Origin of the sequence: Mesorhizobium sp. M1227 (genome assembly GCF_040318315.1) — a bacterium.
GTDB lineage: Bacteria > Pseudomonadota > Alphaproteobacteria > Rhizobiales > Rhizobiaceae > Mesorhizobium.
This window is the reverse complement of sequence record NZ_JAMYLZ010000019.1, coordinates 1-18,960: the sequence shown is the minus strand read 5'-3', so window position 1 is coordinate 18,960 and position 18,960 is coordinate 1. Positions and strand designations below refer to the sequence as shown.

At 64.8% G+C, this 18,960-nt stretch carries 15 protein-coding genes; 12 read left to right on the top strand and 3 right to left on the bottom strand.

The genetic code is table 11. From position 1 onward, the window contains the following. Positions 1 to 40: 40 nt before the first annotated feature. Entirely contained in the window at positions 41 to 2,059 is a 2,019-nt protein-coding gene (locus tag NKH28_RS20895; protein ID WP_352980324.1) for a thioredoxin domain-containing protein, read from the bottom strand. A 58-nt stretch (positions 2,060 to 2,117) separates the two neighbouring features. Between NKH28_RS20895 and mnmE the strand changes: the two genes are divergently transcribed. The 5 genes from mnmE to NKH28_RS20870 all read left to right on the top strand — a co-directional run bounded on the left by mnmE (position 2,118) and on the right by NKH28_RS20870 (position 8,127). Continuing rightward, positions 2,118 to 3,446, top strand: coding sequence for a tRNA uridine-5-carboxymethylaminomethyl(34) synthesis GTPase MnmE (gene mnmE / locus NKH28_RS20890; RefSeq protein WP_352980323.1), 1,329 nt, complete (start codon positions 2,118 to 2,120; stop codon positions 3,444 to 3,446). A gap of 387 nt (positions 3,447 to 3,833) precedes the next feature. Beyond that, positions 3,834 to 5,723 carry a tRNA uridine-5-carboxymethylaminomethyl(34) synthesis enzyme MnmG gene (mnmG, locus tag NKH28_RS20885; protein WP_352980322.1) on the top strand — a complete coding sequence of 630 codons (1,890 nt, stop codon included), beginning with the start codon at positions 3,834 to 3,836 and terminating at the stop codon, positions 5,721 to 5,723. Further along, on the top strand, positions 5,720 to 6,376 hold the full coding sequence (rsmG, locus tag NKH28_RS20880; RefSeq protein WP_352903490.1) for a 16S rRNA (guanine(527)-N(7))-methyltransferase RsmG: 657 nt from the start codon (positions 5,720 to 5,722) through the stop codon (positions 6,374 to 6,376). Before mnmG ends, rsmG begins: the two co-directional genes overlap by 4 nt. 17 nt (positions 6,377 to 6,393) lie before the next feature. Continuing rightward, a complete protein-coding gene (locus NKH28_RS20875; RefSeq protein ID WP_084642633.1) occupies positions 6,394 to 7,194 on the top strand; it encodes a ParA family protein in 801 nt (266 codons plus the stop codon). A 51-nt stretch (positions 7,195 to 7,245) separates the two neighbouring features. Then, positions 7,246 to 8,127 (top strand): ParB/RepB/Spo0J family partition protein, encoded by an 882-nt coding sequence (locus tag NKH28_RS20870; protein WP_352770435.1) that lies wholly within the window; start codon positions 7,246 to 7,248, stop codon positions 8,125 to 8,127. Positions 8,128 to 8,356: 229 nt separating this feature from the next. Here the strand turns inward: NKH28_RS20870 and holA are convergent, their stop codons facing one another. Next, positions 8,357 to 9,403, bottom strand: a complete 1,047-nt coding sequence (gene holA, locus NKH28_RS20865) for a DNA polymerase III subunit delta (RefSeq protein ID WP_352980321.1) — start codon at positions 9,401 to 9,403, stop codon at positions 8,357 to 8,359. Positions 9,404 to 9,930: 527 nt separating this feature from the next. Here holA and NKH28_RS20860 point away from each other — a divergent pair. From NKH28_RS20860 to lpdA, 4 genes are all read left to right on the top strand, one after another. Continuing rightward, on the top strand, positions 9,931 to 11,163 hold the full coding sequence (locus tag NKH28_RS20860) for a 3-methyl-2-oxobutanoate dehydrogenase (2-methylpropanoyl-transferring) subunit alpha (RefSeq protein ID WP_254817940.1): 1,233 nt from the start codon (positions 9,931 to 9,933) through the stop codon (positions 11,161 to 11,163). A 2-nt stretch (positions 11,164 to 11,165) separates the two neighbouring features. After that, positions 11,166 to 12,179: an alpha-ketoacid dehydrogenase subunit beta gene (locus NKH28_RS20855; protein WP_352921614.1), complete on the top strand. Its 1,014-nt coding sequence runs from the start codon at positions 11,166 to 11,168 to the stop codon at positions 12,177 to 12,179. Positions 12,180 to 12,188: 9 nt separating this feature from the next. Then, entirely contained in the window at positions 12,189 to 13,580 is a 1,392-nt protein-coding gene (locus NKH28_RS20850) for a dihydrolipoamide acetyltransferase family protein (protein ID WP_352684380.1), read from the top strand. Positions 13,581 to 13,826: 246 nt separating this feature from the next. Then, the gene (lpdA, locus tag NKH28_RS20845; protein ID WP_352980353.1) at positions 13,827 to 15,221 is read left to right on the top strand and encodes a dihydrolipoyl dehydrogenase; all 1,395 of its coding nucleotides are present in this window, start codon (positions 13,827 to 13,829) and stop codon (positions 15,219 to 15,221) included. Between the two features lie 162 nt (positions 15,222 to 15,383). Here the strand turns inward: lpdA and NKH28_RS20840 are convergent, their stop codons facing one another. After that, the gene (locus tag NKH28_RS20840; protein ID WP_352541924.1) at positions 15,384 to 16,487 is read right to left on the bottom strand and encodes a saccharopine dehydrogenase family protein; all 1,104 of its coding nucleotides are present in this window, start codon (positions 16,485 to 16,487) and stop codon (positions 15,384 to 15,386) included. A gap of 123 nt (positions 16,488 to 16,610) precedes the next feature. On the opposite strand from NKH28_RS20840, the gene NKH28_RS20835 reads away from it, so the two are divergent. The 3 genes from NKH28_RS20835 to NKH28_RS20825 all read left to right on the top strand — a co-directional run bounded on the left by NKH28_RS20835 (position 16,611) and on the right by NKH28_RS20825 (position 18,844). Continuing rightward, the gene (locus NKH28_RS20835; RefSeq protein ID WP_352770106.1) at positions 16,611 to 17,039 is read left to right on the top strand and encodes an Lrp/AsnC family transcriptional regulator; all 429 of its coding nucleotides are present in this window, start codon (positions 16,611 to 16,613) and stop codon (positions 17,037 to 17,039) included. Between the two features lie 187 nt (positions 17,040 to 17,226). Next, the gene (locus NKH28_RS20830; protein WP_023675940.1) at positions 17,227 to 17,592 is read left to right on the top strand and encodes a RidA family protein; all 366 of its coding nucleotides are present in this window, start codon (positions 17,227 to 17,229) and stop codon (positions 17,590 to 17,592) included. Between the two features lie 22 nt (positions 17,593 to 17,614). After that, on the top strand, positions 17,615 to 18,844 hold the full coding sequence (locus tag NKH28_RS20825) for an amidohydrolase/deacetylase family metallohydrolase (RefSeq protein ID WP_352921611.1): 1,230 nt from the start codon (positions 17,615 to 17,617) through the stop codon (positions 18,842 to 18,844). Positions 18,845 to 18,960: the final 116 nt, after the last annotated feature.

Below are 18,960 nucleotides of genomic sequence, written 5' to 3'. Positions count from 1 at the left end.
GGCGCTGTCCCGCCGGCGTTCCGGTTCTGTGCACCTCGACCTATCGACGGCGCAACTGCCGCTCGAGTTCCTCAGCGTCGGTTATCACCGGCAGGCAGACCTGCCCCGTGCAGAGCCAGGCGCCGGGCTCGGCCGTTGGCGGCAGGACGCCGCCTGGCAAGGCCGGCAGATTTGTCGCCGAGCCAACAGGCACGACGATGTCCACCCGGCGCGGGTCTGGATTTCGATTCGCAACCGGAACAAGCCTTAGAGTCTCGGGTCTATCCACGATCACCAGCTTCAGCGGTTCAAGCGCCAAGGCACAGGCATTGACTATACCCGCCTGGCCATAGCCCTGGTGCTCCGCCCGCCCGCCCGCGTGCTCTGCGACTGTCCAGGCTTTTTCCCAGAGATCGAGATCGCCCGAAAGCGACGACAATCGGACCAGAGCCTCGATGATCTGGCCGGTAGCGGAAGGAATGGCTTCGTCGACATCGCCGCGGATGCGGATCGGCACATCCGCGCTGTCGGACGCGGTCAGATAATAGCCGGTCTTGTCGCTGTCCCGGTGCCAAAGATCGAGTTGCTCAATGAAGTTCCCGGCGCGATCGATGTAGTCGGGATTGCCGGTCGCCTCGAACAGTGAGATGGCGGCGTTGGCCATGGCGGCATAGTCGCTCGACAGAGCCGGAAACAGCTTCTTTGCGCCGAGCATCGAATGCGGCAGGCGGCCGTCACGTCCGGCAGCCGCAATCGCGGCAAAGGCCGTTGCCGCCGCTTCGATCCAGTCGGATCGGCCAAGCGACCGTCCGGCCTCGGCAAGGGCTGCGATCATCAAGCCGTTCCAGTCGGTCAGGGCCTTGCCGTCACGCCCGGGCCGCACGCGCTGTTCCCTCGCTGCCAGCAGCCTTTGCTTGAGCGGAACCAGAAGGTCACGATCGATGACGCTCTGCGCCTGTTGAGCATCAGTCTGGCAAATGATCGGCTTGCCTTCCCAACCATGCGGGTCGGCAAGCGTGAAGTATTTGAAAAACAATGCTGAATCGTCGCCAAGGGCTGCTTCTAGCTCATCCCTGCTCCAGGTGTAGAACAACCCCTCCTCGCCCTCGCTATCGGCATCAAGGCTGGCGGCGAAGGCATCGCCCTCGACTCGCATTTCGCGCAACAGCCAGGCAATGGTCTCTTCGATTCGCAGCCGGAACAATTCCTCGCCGGTTGACGCATAGGCCCAATTGCACAAGCGGATGAGCTGGGCATTGTCGTAGAGCATTTTTTCGAAATGCGGGACCAGCCATTCGGCGTCGGTCGAGTAGCGGCTGAGTCCGCCGCCAATATGGTCATAGATGCCACCGGCCAGCATCTTTTCGAGGCTGAGGAGAACGGCGTCGCGGTGCGATGCGGTGCCGTCGCGCAGCCAGGTCAGCCAGAGGCTCTGCATGAACGGCGCGTTGGGGAATTTCGGCGCGCCGCGCAGACCGCCCAAATCGCGGTCGATCATGCTGTCAATGCCATTGGCGAGGTTCGCCAGCATGCCGCGGTCGAGCACGGCCTTGCCATGGCTGCCCGCCAGCCGCGTCTCGACATGCGTGGTCAGGCCGTCGGCACTCTGGTTAACGCTTTCTTTCTTCTCCCGCCAAGCCTTGTCAACCGCCTCCAGCACCTGGACGAAACCCGGCCGGCCGTAGCGGGCTTCGCGCGGAAAGTAAGTGCCACCCCAGAACGGCTTGCCGTCCGGGGTCAGGAACATGGTCAGCGGCCAGCCGCCCTGCTCGCCCATCGAGGACAGCGCCGCCATGTAGATCTGGTCGATGTCGGGGCGCTCCTCGCGGTCGACCTTGATATTGACGAAGAGACGGTTCATGACGGCGGCGACGTCGTCGTTCTCGAAGCTCTCATGCGCCATGACGTGGCACCAATGGCACGCGGCGTAGCCGACAGAGAGCAGGATCGGACGCTGCAGCACCTTTGCTTCGGCCAGAGCGGCGGGCGACCATGGCCGCCAGTGCACGGGATTGCCGCTGTGCTGCTGCAGATAGGGGCTGGCCTCTTCGGCAAGCAGGTTTTGTGCAGGCAATGTCACGGCACTACTCGATGCGGATTGAACAGGCATAGCTAGGGCGCTTCGGCAGAGCGGGCAAATGATTTCAAAAGACTCCATCGTGGCGCTGTCGAGCGGGCGCCTGCCGGCCGGCATTGCGGTGATCCGGATTTCCGGGCCGCAGAGTCGATTCGCTGTCGAAACGATTGCTGGATCGAAGGTGCCAAACCGCGTTGCCACCTATCGCAAGTTCCGGGCGCCCGACGGATCGGTGCTGGACAGCGGCCTGGTCGTCTTCTTTGCCGGCCCCGACAGTTTTACCGGCGAGGACGTTGCAGAGTTCCATGTGCATGGCGGGCGCGCCGTTGTGGCGAGGATGCTGGAAACGATCGCCTCCTTCGACGGCGTCAGGCATGCCGAGCCTGGCGAATTCACCCGCCGCGCCTTTCTCAACGGCAAGCTCGATCTGGTCGAAACCGAGGCGCTGGCCGATCTCATCAACGCCGAAACCGAGGCGCAGCGGCGCTTTGCCGTTCACAACGCCCAAGGCGTGCAGAGCGAACTCTATCTGGGCTGGCGCCGACGGCTGATCCACGCCCGCGCGATGATCGAGGCCGAGATCGACTTTGCCGACGAGGATGACGTGCCGGGCTCGGTCGCTGATACGGTCTGGTCCGATGTCCGGGCCATGATCGACGAAATCGAGCGCCACGTCGCCGGCTTCCGCGCTGCCGAAATCATCCGCGACGGGTTCGAAGTGGTAATCCTCGGCGCACCGAATGCCGGCAAGTCCAGCCTGTTCAACGCCTTGGCGCGGCGCGAAGCGGCCATCGTCACCGACGAGCCGGGCACGACCCGCGACCTGCTCGAGGTGGTACTGGACCTGCAAGGGGTGCGGGTCAGGGTAACCGACACCGCCGGTCTGCGGGAGGCGCCCGGCAAGATCGAGGCGATCGGCATCGAGAAGGCCAGGACCAAGGCGCACAGCGCTGATCTGCTGTTGCTGCTGGAGGATCTGGCGGAGCCAATCGCGATCGGTATGCTGCCGGGCGACATTCAGGCGCTGAGGGTCGGAACAAAAATTGACCTGCTGGGGGGCAAATCGCCCTCGCCTGCGGCGCACTATGATTTCGCTATCTCGACGCGGGACGGCACGGGTCTGACCGAACTGCTGGACGAGATCGGGCGTCGTGCCGCAGTCCAGATCGGCAAGGCCGGCGATGTCCTGCCGTCGCGGCTGCGGCACGTCGAGCTGCTCAACGAGACGAAACGCTTCCTGCTCGCAGCAGTGGTCAGTGGTGATCGCGGCCAGGAGCTACGGGCCGAGGAACTGCGCCTGGCGGCGGATCCGCTTGGACGCATCGTTGGGGCGGTCGATGTCGAGGATATGCTGGACGTTATCTTTTCGCAGTTCTGTATCGGCAAATGACTCACGTGAAACATAGGGGAAGGAGCACACCGGGGTGATTCACGTGAAACATGGGCCCAGGAATAGGGGGGACTGTTTCACGTGAAACGATCTCGCTCGTAGCGTCTCCCCTTCTCCCCTAAGGGGAGAAGGGGGCCGAGCGAAGCTCGGTCGGATGAGGGGTGTTCCAGCTTGGCACCAACAGTGCTCCGTCCAGCACCCCTCAACCGTCTTGGCGCTGCGCGCCAATCCACCTTCTCCCACAAGGGGGGAGAAGGAAAGACAGGGCGGCGCCAGGCGATCTCTGTCTGCATTGTCGGGGGCAGTCATGCGTCTGAAGGCCCTGCGTCCTTGACAGCGCGTGTCTCCAGGGACATGTGTCGGTCCACTTGAATTCGGGATTCTGAAATGACCAATCACTATGATGTGGTGGTGGTGGGCGGCGGTCATGCTGGTTGCGAGGCGGCTAGTGCGGCCGCGCGGGCTGGCGCCAGAACGGCGCTGGTGACGCTGCGCTTCGACACGATCGGCGTGATGTCTTGCAATCCGGCGATCGGCGGCCTCGGCAAGGGCCACCTGGTTCGCGAGATCGACGCCATGGACGGGCTGATGGGGCGCGTCGCCGATGCCGCAGGCATCCAGTTCCGTTTGCTCAACCGCCGCAAAGGACCGGCGGTGCGCGGGCCACGGACGCAGGCCGACCGAAAACTCTATCGCCTCGCCATGCAGGCGGCAATCCGCCAGCAGGCAGGCCTCGATGTCATCGAAGGCGAGGTGCTGGATTTCGAAATCAACGACGGGGAAATCGACGACGGACGCATCGCGGCGGTGCTGCTGGCGGATGGAAGCCGGCTCGCCTGCGGCGCCGTCGTGCTGACGACCGGCACTTTTCTGCGCGGGCTGATCCATATCGGCGAGAAGAAGATCGTCGCCGGCCGCATGAACGAGCAGGCGAGCATCGGCCTGTCGGCGACGATGAGCCGCGCCGGCTTCAAGCTCGGGCGGCTGAAGACCGGCACGCCGCCGCGGCTGGACGGCAGGACGATCGATTGGGCGTCACTGGAGAGCCAGGCTGCGGACGAGGACCCCGTGCCGTTCTCGCTGCTGACCGATCGCATCGAAAATCCGCAGATCCATTGCGGCATTACCCGAACGACCAATGCGACGCACGAGTTGATTCGCGCCAATCTCGGCCGCTCGGCCATGTATTCGGGGTCGATCGAAGGCGTCGGGCCGCGTTATTGCCCGTCGATCGAAGACAAGATCGTCAAGTTCGGCGACCGCGAAGGCCACCAGATCTTTCTGGAGCCCGAAGGGCTGGACGACGACACGGTGTACCCGAACGGCATTTCGACCTCGCTGCCCGAGGACGTGCAGCTCGACATCCTGAAGACCATTCCGGGGCTGGAGCGGGCAACGATGCTGCAGCCGGGCTATGCCATCGAGTATGATCATGTCGATCCACGCGAGCTCAAGCCGACGCTGGAAACCAAGCGGATCGCCGGCTTGTTCCTCGCCGGACAGATCAACGGCACCACCGGCTACGAGGAGGCCGGCGCGCAAGGGCTGCTTGCCGGCTTGAATGCAGCGCGCAAGGCGTCGGCGAGCGAGGAAATCGTGCTCAGCCGCACCGAAGCCTATATCGGCGTGATGGTCGACGATTTGACCAGCCGCGGCATTGCCGAACCCTACCGCATGTTCACCTCGCGGGCCGAGTTCCGGCTATCGCTGCGAGCCGACAACGCCGATGAGCGGCTGACGCCACTGGCGATAAGGCTGGGGATTGCCTCGCCGGAGCGGATGCAGCGGTTCAACAATAGTATGCAAGACCTTGAGAAGGCGCGACAGCTCGCCCTCGGCACCACCATGACCCCCAATGAGGCAGCGCGCCATGGGCTCGAAATCAACCGGGGCGGCGTCCGCCGCTCGGCCTATGAGTTGCTGGCCTATCCCGGCGTCGACATAGCCTGGCTGGCGCGGGTCGAGCCGGCTTTCGCGGCGATCGACAGCAAAACGGCCGAACGTCTTGGAACGGAAGCCAAATATTCTGTCTATCTCGACCGCCAGCAGGCCGATGTTTCGCAGATCAGGCATGAGGAGAGCAGGCTTATTCCCGAGTCGCTCGACTTTGCTTCTGTTCCCGGCCTGTCGAACGAGTTGAAGCAGAAGATGCTGGCACGCCAGCCGCGCTCGATTGCCGATGCGCAACGCATGGAAGGCATGACGCCGGCGGCGCTGGCGATTATTGTCGCCCATGTCCGCAATGCCGAGGCGGCCGCGCGAAAGCAGGTCGCGTGAGCGCTGCGTCCTGGGCAAACCTGCAGGCGGCAGCGGGCCCGGTTTCACGTGAAACATTCGATCGCCTGGTCGAGTTCGAGGCCGTCTTCCAGAAATGGAACCGCCGGATCAATCTGGCCGCGCAATCGACGCAGGACGATGTCTGGCGCCGCCACATCCTCGACAGCGCGCAGCTGGCGCGAATCAAACCTGAGGCGAAGCGCTGGGTCGATCTCGGCTCCGGCGGTGGGTTTCCCGGCCTTGTGCTGGCCTTTTTGCTTGCCGAGCGGGACGGCGCCGGTATCGACCTGGTTGAAAGCAATCGGAAAAAAGCATCGTTCCTGCAAGCGGTCATCGGACAGTTCAGCCTGCCCGCCAAGGTTATCGCGCGCCGCATCGAAGACAGCTATCCTCTTGTTCCTGCACCGCAAATCGTCACAGCCAGGGCACTCGCCTCGCTGCCCGACTTGCTCGACCTGGCGGCACCGTGGCTGACCAAGGGGTCGCGCGGCCTGTTTCACAAAGGCCGGGATTACCGCGCCGAAGTGGCAGAAAGCGCTCAACGATGGTCTTTCGATCTGGTAGAACATGCCAGTGCAACCGACGCGCAGGGCGTCATTCTCGAAGTATCCGACTTGCGACAGCACCCTGCTTGTGACCGGCGACCCAAATGAATTTCTGGCATAGACCCATGATGAAGAACGGCCCCCGAATCATCACCGTCGCCAACCAGAAGGGCGGCGTCGGCAAGACGACGACCGCCATCAATCTGGCCACCGCGCTGGCGGCCATAGGCGAACAGGTGCTGATCGTCGATCTCGACCCGCAGGGCAATGCCAGCACCGGGCTTGGCATCGACCGGCGCGACCGCACCGTCTCGTCCTATGATGTGCTGACCGGCGAACTGGATCTCGAAGCGGCGGCGATCCCGACGGCGGTGCCTGGCCTGTCGATTGTACCGTCGACGCTCGACCTGCTCGGCATCGAGATGGAAATCGCCTCGGCGCCGGATCGGGTGCTGCGGCTGCGCAACGCGCTGCGGGCTTCGGCCGAGCGCTCGGCCAACTTCGGCTATGTGCTGATCGACTGCCCGCCGTCGCTCAACCTGCTGACACTGAATTCGATGGCTGCGGCCGATTCGGTGCTGGTGCCGCTGCAGTGCGAGTTTTTCGCGCTGGAGGGCCTGAGCCAGCTTTTGGAGACGGTCGAGCAGGTGCGCCGCTCGATCAACCCCGACCTGACGATCCAGGGCATCGTGCTGACCATGTTCGACGGGCGCAACAATCTCGCCAACCAGGTGGTGCAGGATGTGCGGGCGCATATGGGCGACAAGGTCTATGAAACCGTCATCCCGCGCAATGTCCGCGTTTCCGAGGCGCCGTCCTACGGCAAACCGGCGATTCTCTACGACCTCAAATGTTCGGGCAGCCAGGCCTATCTGCAGCTTGCTTCGGAAGTCATCCGCCGCGAGCGCAAATTGCGTGCCGCTTAACCGGTTGTAAATAATAAACCCGATTCGATACCGAAACGATCTGGACGGACGATGAACGAAGACCCTTCGAGGAAAAGACTGGGACGGGGACTGGCGGCCCTGATCGGCGAAATCGATCGCCCAGCGGCACCGGAAAAGCCCGGGTTGGCGGGCGACGGCAAGGTGCCGATCGAGTTCCTCAGCCCCAATCCGAAAAACCCGCGCCGGCATTTTGGCGACGCCGACCTGACCGACCTCGCCCAGTCGATCCGCGAACATGGCGTGGTGCAGCCGGTGGTGGCGCGGCCGTCGAAAACCCAACCGGGCCGCTACGAGATCATCGCCGGCGAGCGACGCTGGCGCGCGGCGCAACGCGCCGGGCTGACCGAAATCCCGATTATCGTGCGCGACGTCGACGATCGCACGGCGCTCGAACTGGCGATCATCGAAAACGTCCAGCGCACCGACCTCAACCCGGTCGAGGAGGCGCTCGGCTACCAGCAGCTGATCGACGACCATGGCTATACCCAGGCCGATCTCGGCCAGGTGATCGGCAAGAGCCGCAGCCATGTCGCCAACACGTTGAGACTGCTCAAGCTGCCCGACGTCATCCGCGACATGCTGGTCGACGGGGCGCTCTCGGCCGGCCACGCCCGTACCCTGGTGACGGCCAACGACCCGGCCGGGCTTGCCAAGCGGATCATCGATGAGGGGCTTTCGGTGCGCCAGGCCGAGGCCTTGGCGCAGCTGCCGGTCGGCGCGCCGTCGGCAAAACGCCAGCCCGCCGCACCGCCGCAAAAGGATGCCGACACGCTGGCGCTGGAGCGGCTGATGACCAGCACGATCGGCATGATCGTCACGATCGAGCACAACCAGCGCGGCGGCGTGATCAGCGTCGCCTACCGGACGCTGGAGCAGCTTGACGAGCTTTGCCGAAGGCTGAAGCGGGAGTAGGTAGGTTGCTAAAATTAGCCGGCAAATAAGATTTTTGCTGCCGCGCGGTGATTGGCGAAATCGTCGAAGTAGTTAATCTCCCCCCTTGAGGGGGAGATGGCCGGCAGGCCAGAAGGGGTCGTCAAATTTCAAGCGCCCACGTCCTCTGTCTTCGCGGAAGGGGCTGGTGTTTTACGCGCTGTGACCCCCTCTGTCGCCTTTGGCGACATCTCCCCCTCAAGGAGGAAGATCAGGTGCGCTGCGCCAGCCTTGCGCTCTCCACTGCGATGCCGAGCAGGGCCTGGCGTGCCAGCGCGACCGACAGATCCGGCCGCCGGCGTGTCTGCAGCACCGCCGTCTGCAGGCGGTTGAGGGCGCGCCCGAGCGCCTCGTTGCTCCAGCGTTCGAGGGCTTTCTCGACCAGCTTGCGCCTGGAGAAAAACACCGGCGGGCGCGCCGCGGCAACGACCGAAGCGGCATTGCGGCCGCCGGCGTCCATCAGGCCGCGCATCGCCTGGATCGCCTGCAACTGCCGCATCGCCGATGAAAGTACCAGAAAGGGCTGGCCGCCGGACTGGCAATGGCGGGTGAAGGCGGTGTCGAAGTCGGCGATCCTGCCTTCGAGCAGGGCGTCGACGGCCGCATCGAAGGAGAGGCCGGAGACATCGCCGGATGTCGCCTTGACGTCGTCGAGGCCGATTTCGGCCTGGCCATGCGCATAAAGCACCAGCTTTTCGATTTCACCGCGCGAGGCCAGCCGGTCGCCGCCGAGATTGCGGCGCAGCGCCTGCCGCGCTTCCAGTGTCATCGACATGCCGGCCTTGCGCAGTTCGTCGTCGATGACCGTATCGATATCCCTGGCCTCATCGGCATAGCAAGGCAATGCCATGGCATTGTCCGCCGCCTCCACCACGGCGCGCAGGCCGACGCCCTTCTTCAGGTCGCCGGCCTCGATGAGGATGATGGCGTCCCGCGCGGGCTCCGACGTCAGCGCCTTGACGTCATCGGCAAGCGCCTTCTGAGCGCCGGCGTTGCGCACCCATAGCAGGCGCCGCTCCGAAAACATCGGCACGGTGCGCGCCTCGTCGAGCAGACGGCCCTCGTCGCGATCGACTTCCGATCCGTCCAGCCTGACGACCGAGAACGGATCGTCGAGCGGCAGGCCGGTCTTGCCGGCAAAGGCCTTTGCCCGCTCGGCAACCAGCCCGCGATCGGGACCGTAAAGCAGCACGATCGAGACGCGCGGATCAGGCTTCGCGAGCCATGCATCGACCTCGTATGCTTTCTTTTGTGCCATGGGCGCTGATTAGCATGACGCGGGCGCGGGGTGAACGGCGGTCGGGGGTATTGTATCGAGACGCTCGAGGGGCAGAGGGGCGCGAAGGAAGACCAGCCTCTCAAGACGTGGGTTCCTCTCCGCCGCAAAGCGGGGGAGAGGTGGCCGCGAAGCGGTCGGAGAGGGGGCTTTCGTAGAGCGCGGCTCCCCCTCTCCGTCTCGGCTTCGCCGAGCCACCTCCCCCCACTTCCGTGGGGGGAGGAACCCGAGCTTGGATGATGCCGCGATCCTCCGGCAGGACAGAGGGGGCGCGAAGGAACTCGACCGAGCGATCTTCCCGCAGGAAGTTCCTGCTCTTGCGCCAGACCAGGCCGGGCATTCGCCAAATTGCGCGCCGGCGCGGAAGATCGACAAGAAATTTCGCCGACATATCTCCATCCTGTCGGCCGCGGGCAGCAGCCAGCGGCAGCGAAGCCTCGCCCGACGAATTGGCACTGGTCTGGCGGTGTGCAAATATCCTGGCCGGGCAACAGTGGAGGACCGAGATCATGGCCGATGCCGGAATGCTGCGCTTCCATGTTCCGGAACCGGAAGTGCGGCCGGGCGGGACGCCGGATTTCTCCAATGTGAGCATTCCAAAAGCTGGCTCGGTGCCGCGTCCGAAGATCGACGTCGACCCGCGCGACATCCGCGATCTGGCCTTCTCGATCATCCGCGTGCTCAACCGCGCCGGCGAGGCGGTCGGGCCGTGGGCAGGGCTGCTTTCGGACGACGAGTTGCTGGAGGGGCTGCGCCATATGATGACGCTGCGCAGCTTCGATGCGCGCATGCAGATGGCGCAGCGCCAGGGCAAGACCTCTTTCTATATGCAGCATCTCGGCGAAGAGGCAGTGAGCTGCGCCTTCCGCAAGGCGCTGTCGCGCGGCGACATGAATTTTCCGACCTATCGGCAGGCCGGCCTGCTCATCGCCGACGGCTACCCGATGGTCACGATGATGAACCAGATCTATTCGAACGAGGCCGATCCGCTGAAAGGGCGGCAATTGCCGATCATGTATTCGTCAAAGGAGCACGGCTTCTTCTCGATCTCCGGCAACCTGGCGACGCAGTACATCCAGGCGGTCGGCTGGGCGATGGCCTCGGCAATCAGCAATGATTCAAAGATCGCCGCCGCCTGGATCGGCGACGGCTCGACTGCCGAATCCGACTTCCATTCGGCGCTGGTGTTTGCCTCGACCTACAAGGCGCCGGTCGTGCTCAACGTCGTCAACAACCAGTGGGCGATCTCGACCTTCCAGGGCATCGCCCGCGGCGGTTCCGGCACTTTTGCCGCCCGTGGGCTCGGCTTCGGTATTCCGTCGCTGCGCGTCGACGGCAACGACTATCTCGCCGTCCATGCGGTGGCCAAATGGGCGGCGGAACGGGCGCGCAGCAATCTCGGGCCGACGCTGGTCGAATACGTCACTTACCGCGTCGGCGCCCATTCGAGCTCCGACGACCCGTCGGCCTACCGGCCGAAGGCCGAGTCCGATGCCTGGCCGCTCGGCGACCCGATCGTCAGGCTGAAGAACCATCTCATCCAGCGCGGCGTCTGGTCGGACGAACGCCACGCCCAGGCCGAGGCCGAAATCCTCGACACGGTGATTTCGGCGCAGCGGGAGGCCGAGCGCCATGGCACGCTGCATGCCGGCGGCAAGCCCTCGGCGCGCGACATGTTCGAGGGCGTCTATGCCGAGATGCCGCCGCATCTCAGGCGCCAGCGCCAACAGGCAGGGGTCTGACCATGCCGCGGCGGACCATGATCGAGGCGATCCGCGACGCCATGGACGTGTCGATGGCACGCGACAGCCAAGTCATCGTGTTCGGCGAGGATGTCGGCTTCTTCGGCGGCGTCTTCCGCTGCACGCAAGGCCTGCAGGCGAAATACGGCAAGAGCCGCTGCTTCGATGCGCCGATCAGCGAATCCGGCATTGTCGGCGCGGCCATCGGCATGGCCGCCTACGGGCTGAAGCCTTGCGTCGAGGTGCAGTTTGCCGACTATGTTTATCCAGCCTATGACCAGATCGTCTCGGAAGCGGCGCGGCTGCGCTACCGGTCGAACGGCGATTTCACCTGCCCGATCGTCGTGAGAATGCCGACCGGCGGCGGCATTTTCGGCGGCCAGACCCACAGCCAGAGCCCGGAGGCGCTGTTCACCCACGTCTCCGGCTTGAAAGTCGTGGTGCCCTCGAACCCGTATGACGCCAAAGGCCTGCTGATCGCGGCGATCGAGGATCCCGACCCGGTGATCTTCCTGGAGCCGAAGCGACTTTACAACGGCCCCTTCGACGGTCATCACGAGCGGCCGGTAACGCCATGGTCGAAACATGAGCTCGGCGAGGTTGCCGACGGCCATTACACGGTGCCGCTCGGCAAGGCGGTGATCCGACGGCCGGGTGCGGCGGTCACCGTGCTTGCCTACGGCACGATGGTCTATGTCGCCCAGGCGGCGGCGGAGGAGACCGGCATCGATGCCGAGATCATCGATCTGAGGACACTGCTGCCGCTCGACCTCGAGACGATCGTCGCCTCGGTCAACAAGACCGGGCGCTGCGTGGTCGTGCACGAGGCGACGCTGACATCGGGGTTCGGTGCCGAACTTTCGGCGCTGGTTCAGGAGAGCTGCTTCTATCATCTGGAAGCGCCTGTGGCGCGGGTCACCGGCTGGGACACGCCCTATCCGCATGCGCAGGAGTGGGACTATTTTCCCGGTCCTGCCCGGCTAGGCCGCGCGCTGGTCGAAACGATGGAAGCCTGAGGGGGAACGATGGGCGAATATGTCATCAAGCTGCCCGATGTCGGCGAAGGCGTCGCCGAGGCCGAGCTCGTCGAATGGCAGGTCAAGGTCGGCGATCTCGTGCGCGAGGACGCCGTGCTTGCCGCTGTCATGACCGACAAGGCGACAGTCGAAATTCCGTCGCCCGTCGATGGCGAGATCGTCTGGTTGGGCGCCGAGATCGGCGACACGGTGGCGATCGGCTCGCCGATTGTCAGGTTGAAGGTGGCGGGCGAGGGCAATGTGAACGCAGGCGCGAAATCGGCGGAGGGTGAGGCGGCACCTACCCCCACCCCTAGCCCCTCCCCACAAGGGGGAGGGGGACGAGCTTCGGCCGCCAAAGCCGAAGCCAGGTCCAGCTCGCCCTTGGTCGGGCATGTGCCAAGAACCGAGGGCGCACGAACGGCGGATACGGAGTCCCCCTCCCCCTTGTGGGGAGGGGTTAGGGGTGGGGGTACTGCGCCGGCTTTCGGGGGTATAGCGCCGGTCGGTGCGCCGCGCCCCGAGGGAGAAAAGCCACTGGCCTCGCCGGCCGTCCGCCTCAGGGCGAAAGAGGCCGGCATCGACCTTCGGCAGGTCCCGGGAACCGGCCCAGCCGGCCGCATCCGGCACGAGGACATCGACGCCTTCCTGGCACGCGGACCGCAGCTCGCGAAGGCCCCTGGCCTCGCCCGCAACGAGGCGGTCGAGGACATCAAGATAATCGGGCTCAGGCGAAGGATCGCCGAGAAGATGACGCTGGCCAAGTCGCGCATCCCGCATATCACCTATGTCGAGGAGATCGACGTCACCGCACTCGAGGATTTGCGCGCCGCGCTCAACAAGGAGAAGCGGCCGGGCGCAGACAGGCCGAAGCTGACGCTGCTGCCGTTCCTGATGCGGGCGATGGTCAAGGCAATCGCCGACCAGCCCAATGTCAACGCACTGTTCGACGACGAAGCCGGCATCGTCCACCAGCATGGCGGCGTCCACATCGGCATCGCCGCGCAGACGGCTTCCGGGCTGATGGTGCCGGTGGTCAAGCACGCCGAGGCGCGCGACATCTGGGACTGTGCAGCCGAGGTTGTCAGGCTGGCCGAGGCGGCAAAATCCGGCACGGCGACGCGCGACGAGCTCTCGGGCTCGACCATCACCATCACTTCGCTGGGCGCCATGGGCGGCGTGGCGACGACGCCGGTGATCAATCATCCGGAAGTGGCGATCGTCGGCGTCAACAAGATGATGGTGCGGCCGGTATGGGACGGCAGCCAGTTCATCCCGCGCAAGATGATGAACCTGTCCTCCAGCTTCGACCACCGCGTCGTCGACGGCTGGGATGCGGCGGTATTTATCCAGCGGATAAAGACGCTACTGGAGACGCCGGCGCTGATTTTTGTGGACTGAGGAGATGAACAGAGGATCGCAGGGGCGTGAGATGAGAGCAGTAGCGATCCTTCGCGCCCCCCTCTGCCCTACCGGGCATCTCCCCCTCAAGGGGGGAGATCGGCCGTCATCCCGCCTTTCGCCAATCTCCAGCCTTGCAGGACTAAGCCGAACGCGAAAGCTGCCAATCTCCCCCCTCGAGGGGGAGATGTCCGGCAGGACAGAGGTGGGTGCTGCCCCGCCGGCTCGTCGAACTAAGGTGCAATGATGAAGGAAATCTCCTGCAAGCTGCTGGTCATCGGCGCCGGTCCGGGCGGCTATGTCTGTGCCATCCGCGCCGGGCAGCTTGGCATCGACACGGTGATCGTCGAGGCAGGCAAACCGGGCGGCACTTGCCTCAATGTCGGCTGCATCCCGTCAAAGGCGCTGATCCATGCAGCCGAAGAGTTCGAAAAGCTCTCGCACATGGCCGGCGGCAAAAGTCCACTCGGCATAACGGTCGCGGCACCGTCGCTTGATCTCGCCGCGACCATTGCCTGGAAAGACGGCATCGTTAGCCGGCTGAACAACGGCGTCGCCGGCCTGCTGAAGAAAGCTGGCGTGAAGACGGTGCATGGCTGGGCGACATTTCGCGACGGCAAGACCGTTGCCGTCGAGACCGAGATCGGCATGCAGGTGATCCGAGCCGAAACGGTGGTGATAGCGACCGGCTCGGCGCCGGTCGAGCTGCCGTCGCTGCCGTTCGGCGGGCCGGTCATTTCGTCGACCGAGGCGCTGGCGCTGAGCGAAGTTCCGGAGAGGCTGGCGGTGGTCGGCGGCGGCTATATCGGGCTGGAACTCGGCATCGCCTTTGCCAAGCTGGGCGCCAAGGTGACCGTGGTCGAGGCGTTGCCGCGCGTGCTGGCGCAATATGATGCGGAACTGACCCGGCCGGTGGTGAAGCGGCTGGCCGAACTCGGCATCGAGGTGCTCGTGAACGCCAAGGCCAAGGGGCTGTCCACTAAGCGCGACGCGCTGCTGGTCGAGACGAATGGCGGCAAGAACGGCAAGATCGCTGCCGACAAGATGCTGGTCACGGTCGGTCGCAAGCCGGTGACCGAAGGCTGGGGGTTGGAGCAGATCGACCTCGACATGGCCGGACCCTTCATCCGCATCGACGACCAGTGCCGCAGCTCGATGCGCGGCCTCTTTGCCATTGGCGACGTCACCGGCGAGCCGATGCTGGCGCATCGGGCCATGGCGCAAGGCGAAATGGTCGCCGAGATCGTTGCCGGCCACAAGCGCAGCTGGGACAGACGAGCGATCCCGGCTGTCTGTTTCACCGATCCGGAGCTGGTCACCGCAGGCCTGTCGCCGGAGGAGGCCAAGACCCGTGGCGAGATCAAGGTCGGACAGTTTCCCTTCACCGCCAATGGCCGGGCGATGACGAAGTTGGGCGAGGACGGATTCGTCCGGGTAGTGGCGCGGGCGGACAGCCATCTGGTGCTTGGCATCCAGGCCGTCGGCCAGGGCGTGTCGGAGCTGTCGACGGCGTTTGGGCTGGCGCTGGAGATGGGTGCGACGCTGGAGGATATCGCCGGGACGATCCATGCCCATCCGACACAGGGCGAGGGTTTTCCGGAAGCGGCGCTGAAGGCGCTGGGGCACGCACTGCATGTCTGATGGCTCGCGCTCTCCCCCCTTGAGGGGGAGATGGCCGGCAGGCCAGAGGGGGTCGGTTCGACTGGATGCGACCTCCCTTGCGACAGATGGAGGTTGGCGCTCTACGCGAGGCGACCCCCTCTGTCGGCGACATCTCCCCCTCGAGGGGGGAGATTACGCAGCTCACCCTGCAAGCCGGCTAACCATTTCGTGCTGCGCATAGGCGCGGCCGAAGCGGTTGGCCAGGAAGGCGTCGAGGGCGATGTCCTCCTGCTTGATGAAGCCCCTGGCCGGCAAGGTGCCGTCCGCGAGCATGTCGAGCACCGCGCAGATGGCGGAGGCGGTGGTGATCTGGATGGCGCTGCGCACCGTTTCGCCGTCGCGCCTGGCGTAGATCTTGTTGGCGTAGGTTTCCTGCAGCAGACGGCCGTTCTTGCGGCCGCTGACGGTGACGAAGACGACAACCACGTCCTGCAGCGTCGCCGGCAGGGCGCTTTCGAAAATGTCCTTCAGCACGTCGCGGCGGTGCCGCAGGCCGAGGTCGTTGAGCAGCGCCTTCATAATAGCGGCATGGCCGGGATAGCGGATGGTGCGATAGTTCAGCGTCCGCACCTTGCCTTTCAGCGTTTCGGCCAGCGTGCCCAGCCCGCCCGAGGTGTTGAACGCCTCGTAGGTGACGCCGTCGAGCGAGAATTCTTCACGCTCCTCCAGCGGCGGCACTTCGATCAGCTCGCCTTCGACGATCGCCTCGCAAGGCTCGCAATATTCGTTGATGACGCCGTCGGTGCTCCAGGTCAGATTGTAGTTCAGCGCATTCGACGGGTATTGCGGCAGCGCGCCGACCCGCATGCGCACGCTTTCCAGCGTGTCGAAGCGGCTGGCGAGATCGTTGGCAACGATCGAGATGAAGCCCGGCGCCAGACCGCATTGCGGGATGAAGGCGCTGCTGCCGGAACGAGCCAGTTCCTTGACCCGCCTGGTGCTGACAACGTCTTCGGTCAGATCGAGATAGTGCACGCCGGCGCTGGCCGCCGCCTCGGCGATGCGCGTGGTCAGATGGAAGGGCGCCGCGCTGAGCACCGCGAATTTGCCGGCCAGGGCCGATTCGAGGGTGCCGGCGGCTTCGATGTCGAGTTCCAGCGTCTCGACCGTTTCAGGCAGTTCGGCCGCGCCGAGCTGCGCCGCCGAGCGGTCGACGAGCGTAACATGGTAGTTGCCCGTGGAAGCCAGCATCTCGGCAATGGTCGAGCCGATCTTGCCGGCGCCGACGACGATGATTTCCTTCATGACCGGTCCCTCGCACCAATGCTAAATTCACGGTTAGAATCGCAGCTTGCCTGTCGAAAGGAAGCGTGAGATTGTACGAAACGCAGCCTCTCTTTGGGCAATGTGACGGTAAGGTTCGTCGAAATGCTCAGCGATGCCGACCAGGCTCTGCTTTCCCTGCTGCGCACCAATGCGCGCGCCTCGACCGCAGAACTGGCGCGGCGCCTCGGCGTCTCACGAACGACGGTGCAAAGCCGGATCGAGCGGCTGGAAGAGCGCGGCATCATCGCTGGCTACGGGGTCAGGCTGTCGCCGGATTACGAGCAGGGGCTGGTCAGGGCGCATGTCCTGCTCACCGTCACCCCCAAGCTTGCCGACAAGGTGGTGCGCAGCCTGCAGGCGCTGGCACCGGTTCGCACGCTGCACTCGGTCAGCGGCAATTTCGACATGATCGTCATCGTCGAGGCGCCTTCGATCAGGGATCTCGACACGCTTCTCGACCAGATCGGCGCCATGGACGGAGTCGAGCGCACGTCGTCGTCGATCATCCTGTCGACGCGGATCGACCGCTGAGCGGGCTGGTGTCGCGGGTCCAGACGCTGGCGCGAAGGATCACCGAGCGCAGTGATCGTTCTGGCGCTCTCGCGGCAAAGCGATATAGGCTTCGAAGATGTTGGATGAGACTCGCAGAGGGGCCGCGTCCTCTCGCGCCAAGCTGACAAGTCGCGCGGTCACGCAACGATTTCCAGAGGAGGCCTCCTTGCCCAAGCAATGTTTTGGAAAATCCCATGTGCCGTTGTCGCCGGCGGTCAGGGCCGGCGATTTCGTCTATGTCTCAGGCCAGGTGCCGGTCGGCACAGACGGACTGGTGGTCAAGGGCGGCATCGCCGAACAGACCGAGCAGGTGCTGTCGAACGTCAAGGCGGCACTGGCGCTGGCCGGCTGTACCCTGGACGACGTAGTCAAGACGACGGTCTGGCTCGAAGACGCCCGCGATTTCGGCATTTTCAACACCGTCTATGCCAGGCATTTCCCGAAAGACCCGCCGGCGCGCACGACAGTGGAGTCGCGGCTGATGATCGACATCAAGATCGAGGTCGAGGCCGTTGCCTACAGGCCGGCCTGACGGGAAAATGGAGACAGGCGCGATGCAATTCGATCTCCTGATAAAAGGCGGCCGCCTCATCGATCCGGCCTCCGGCCTCGACGCGCAGCGCGATCTGGCGATTGCCGACGGCCGTATCGCCGCGATCGACACCGAAATCCCATTCGAACGTGCCGCCCGCGTCATCGATGCCACGGGCTCGATCGTCGCGCCGGGCCTGATCGACCTGCACAGCCATGTCTATTGGGGCGGCACGTCGCTCGGCGTCGATGCCGACCGGCTCGCCGCAAAGAGCGGCACCACCACCTTCATCGATGCCGGAAGTGCCGGTGCCGGCAATTTCCTCGGCTTTCGCCGCCACGTCATCGAGCGCTCGAAAGTCCGTATTCTGGCTTACGTCAACATTTCCTTTGCCGGCATATTCGGCTTCTCGCAGACCGTGGCGGTCGGCGAGTGCAGCGACCTCCGGCTCTGCGAACCGCGCGAGACCGTAGCGGCGGCTCGCGAGCACGCGGACGTGGTTGTCGGCGTCAAGGTCCGCTCGGGTCGCCATGCCGGCGGCACCAGCGGCATCGCGCCGGTCGATCTCGCGCTCGAAGCCGCCGACAAAGCCGGCCTGCCGCTGATGGCGCACATAGACGAGCCGCCGCCGGGCCGCTCGGAAGTGCTGCCGCGGCTGCGCAAGGGCGACATCCTCACCCACTGCTTCCGGCCGTTTCCCAACGCGCCGGTCTTCGCCTCGGGGGCGGTGCGGCCAGATATGCGGCTGGCGCGCGAGCGCGGCGTCATCTTCGATATCGGCCACGGCATGGGCTCGTTCGATTTCGAAGTGGCCAAGGCGATGCTCGGCGAGGGGCTGGCGCCGGACGTGATCAGCAGCGACGTGCATCTCTACTGCGTCGACGGGCCGGCCTTCGACATTCTGGTGTGCATGTCGAAGCTGCTGGCGCTCGGCATGCCGCTGGTCGAGGTGCTGCGCGCCGCGACACAGCGGCCGGCCGAAGCGATCGCCAGGCCCGATCTCGGCAGGCTGGCGGTGGGTGCGGTCGGCGACATCGCGGTGCTGCGGCTGCGTCCGGGCCGCTTCACCTTTGTCGATTCGGTCGGCGCCTCGCTGGTCGCCGAGCAAAGGCTGGTCTCGGACGGAATCGTGGTCGGCGGCAGCTGGTGGCCGAACGAGGCGGTGGACGATCTCGGCGAAACCGAGCGTTTCGAAGCGCATGCGCACGACACGCATGTCGATGTTGTGAGCCGGCATTTCGGGCGTGGGTGATCTCCCCCTTGAGGGCAGGGCTATCGCATATGAGTGATGGCATTGATGAGATAGTCGTCGTTCCAGGCGCATTTCTTGATGCGATGGCTGATGGGAACTTTGGCAGCATCGGCGGC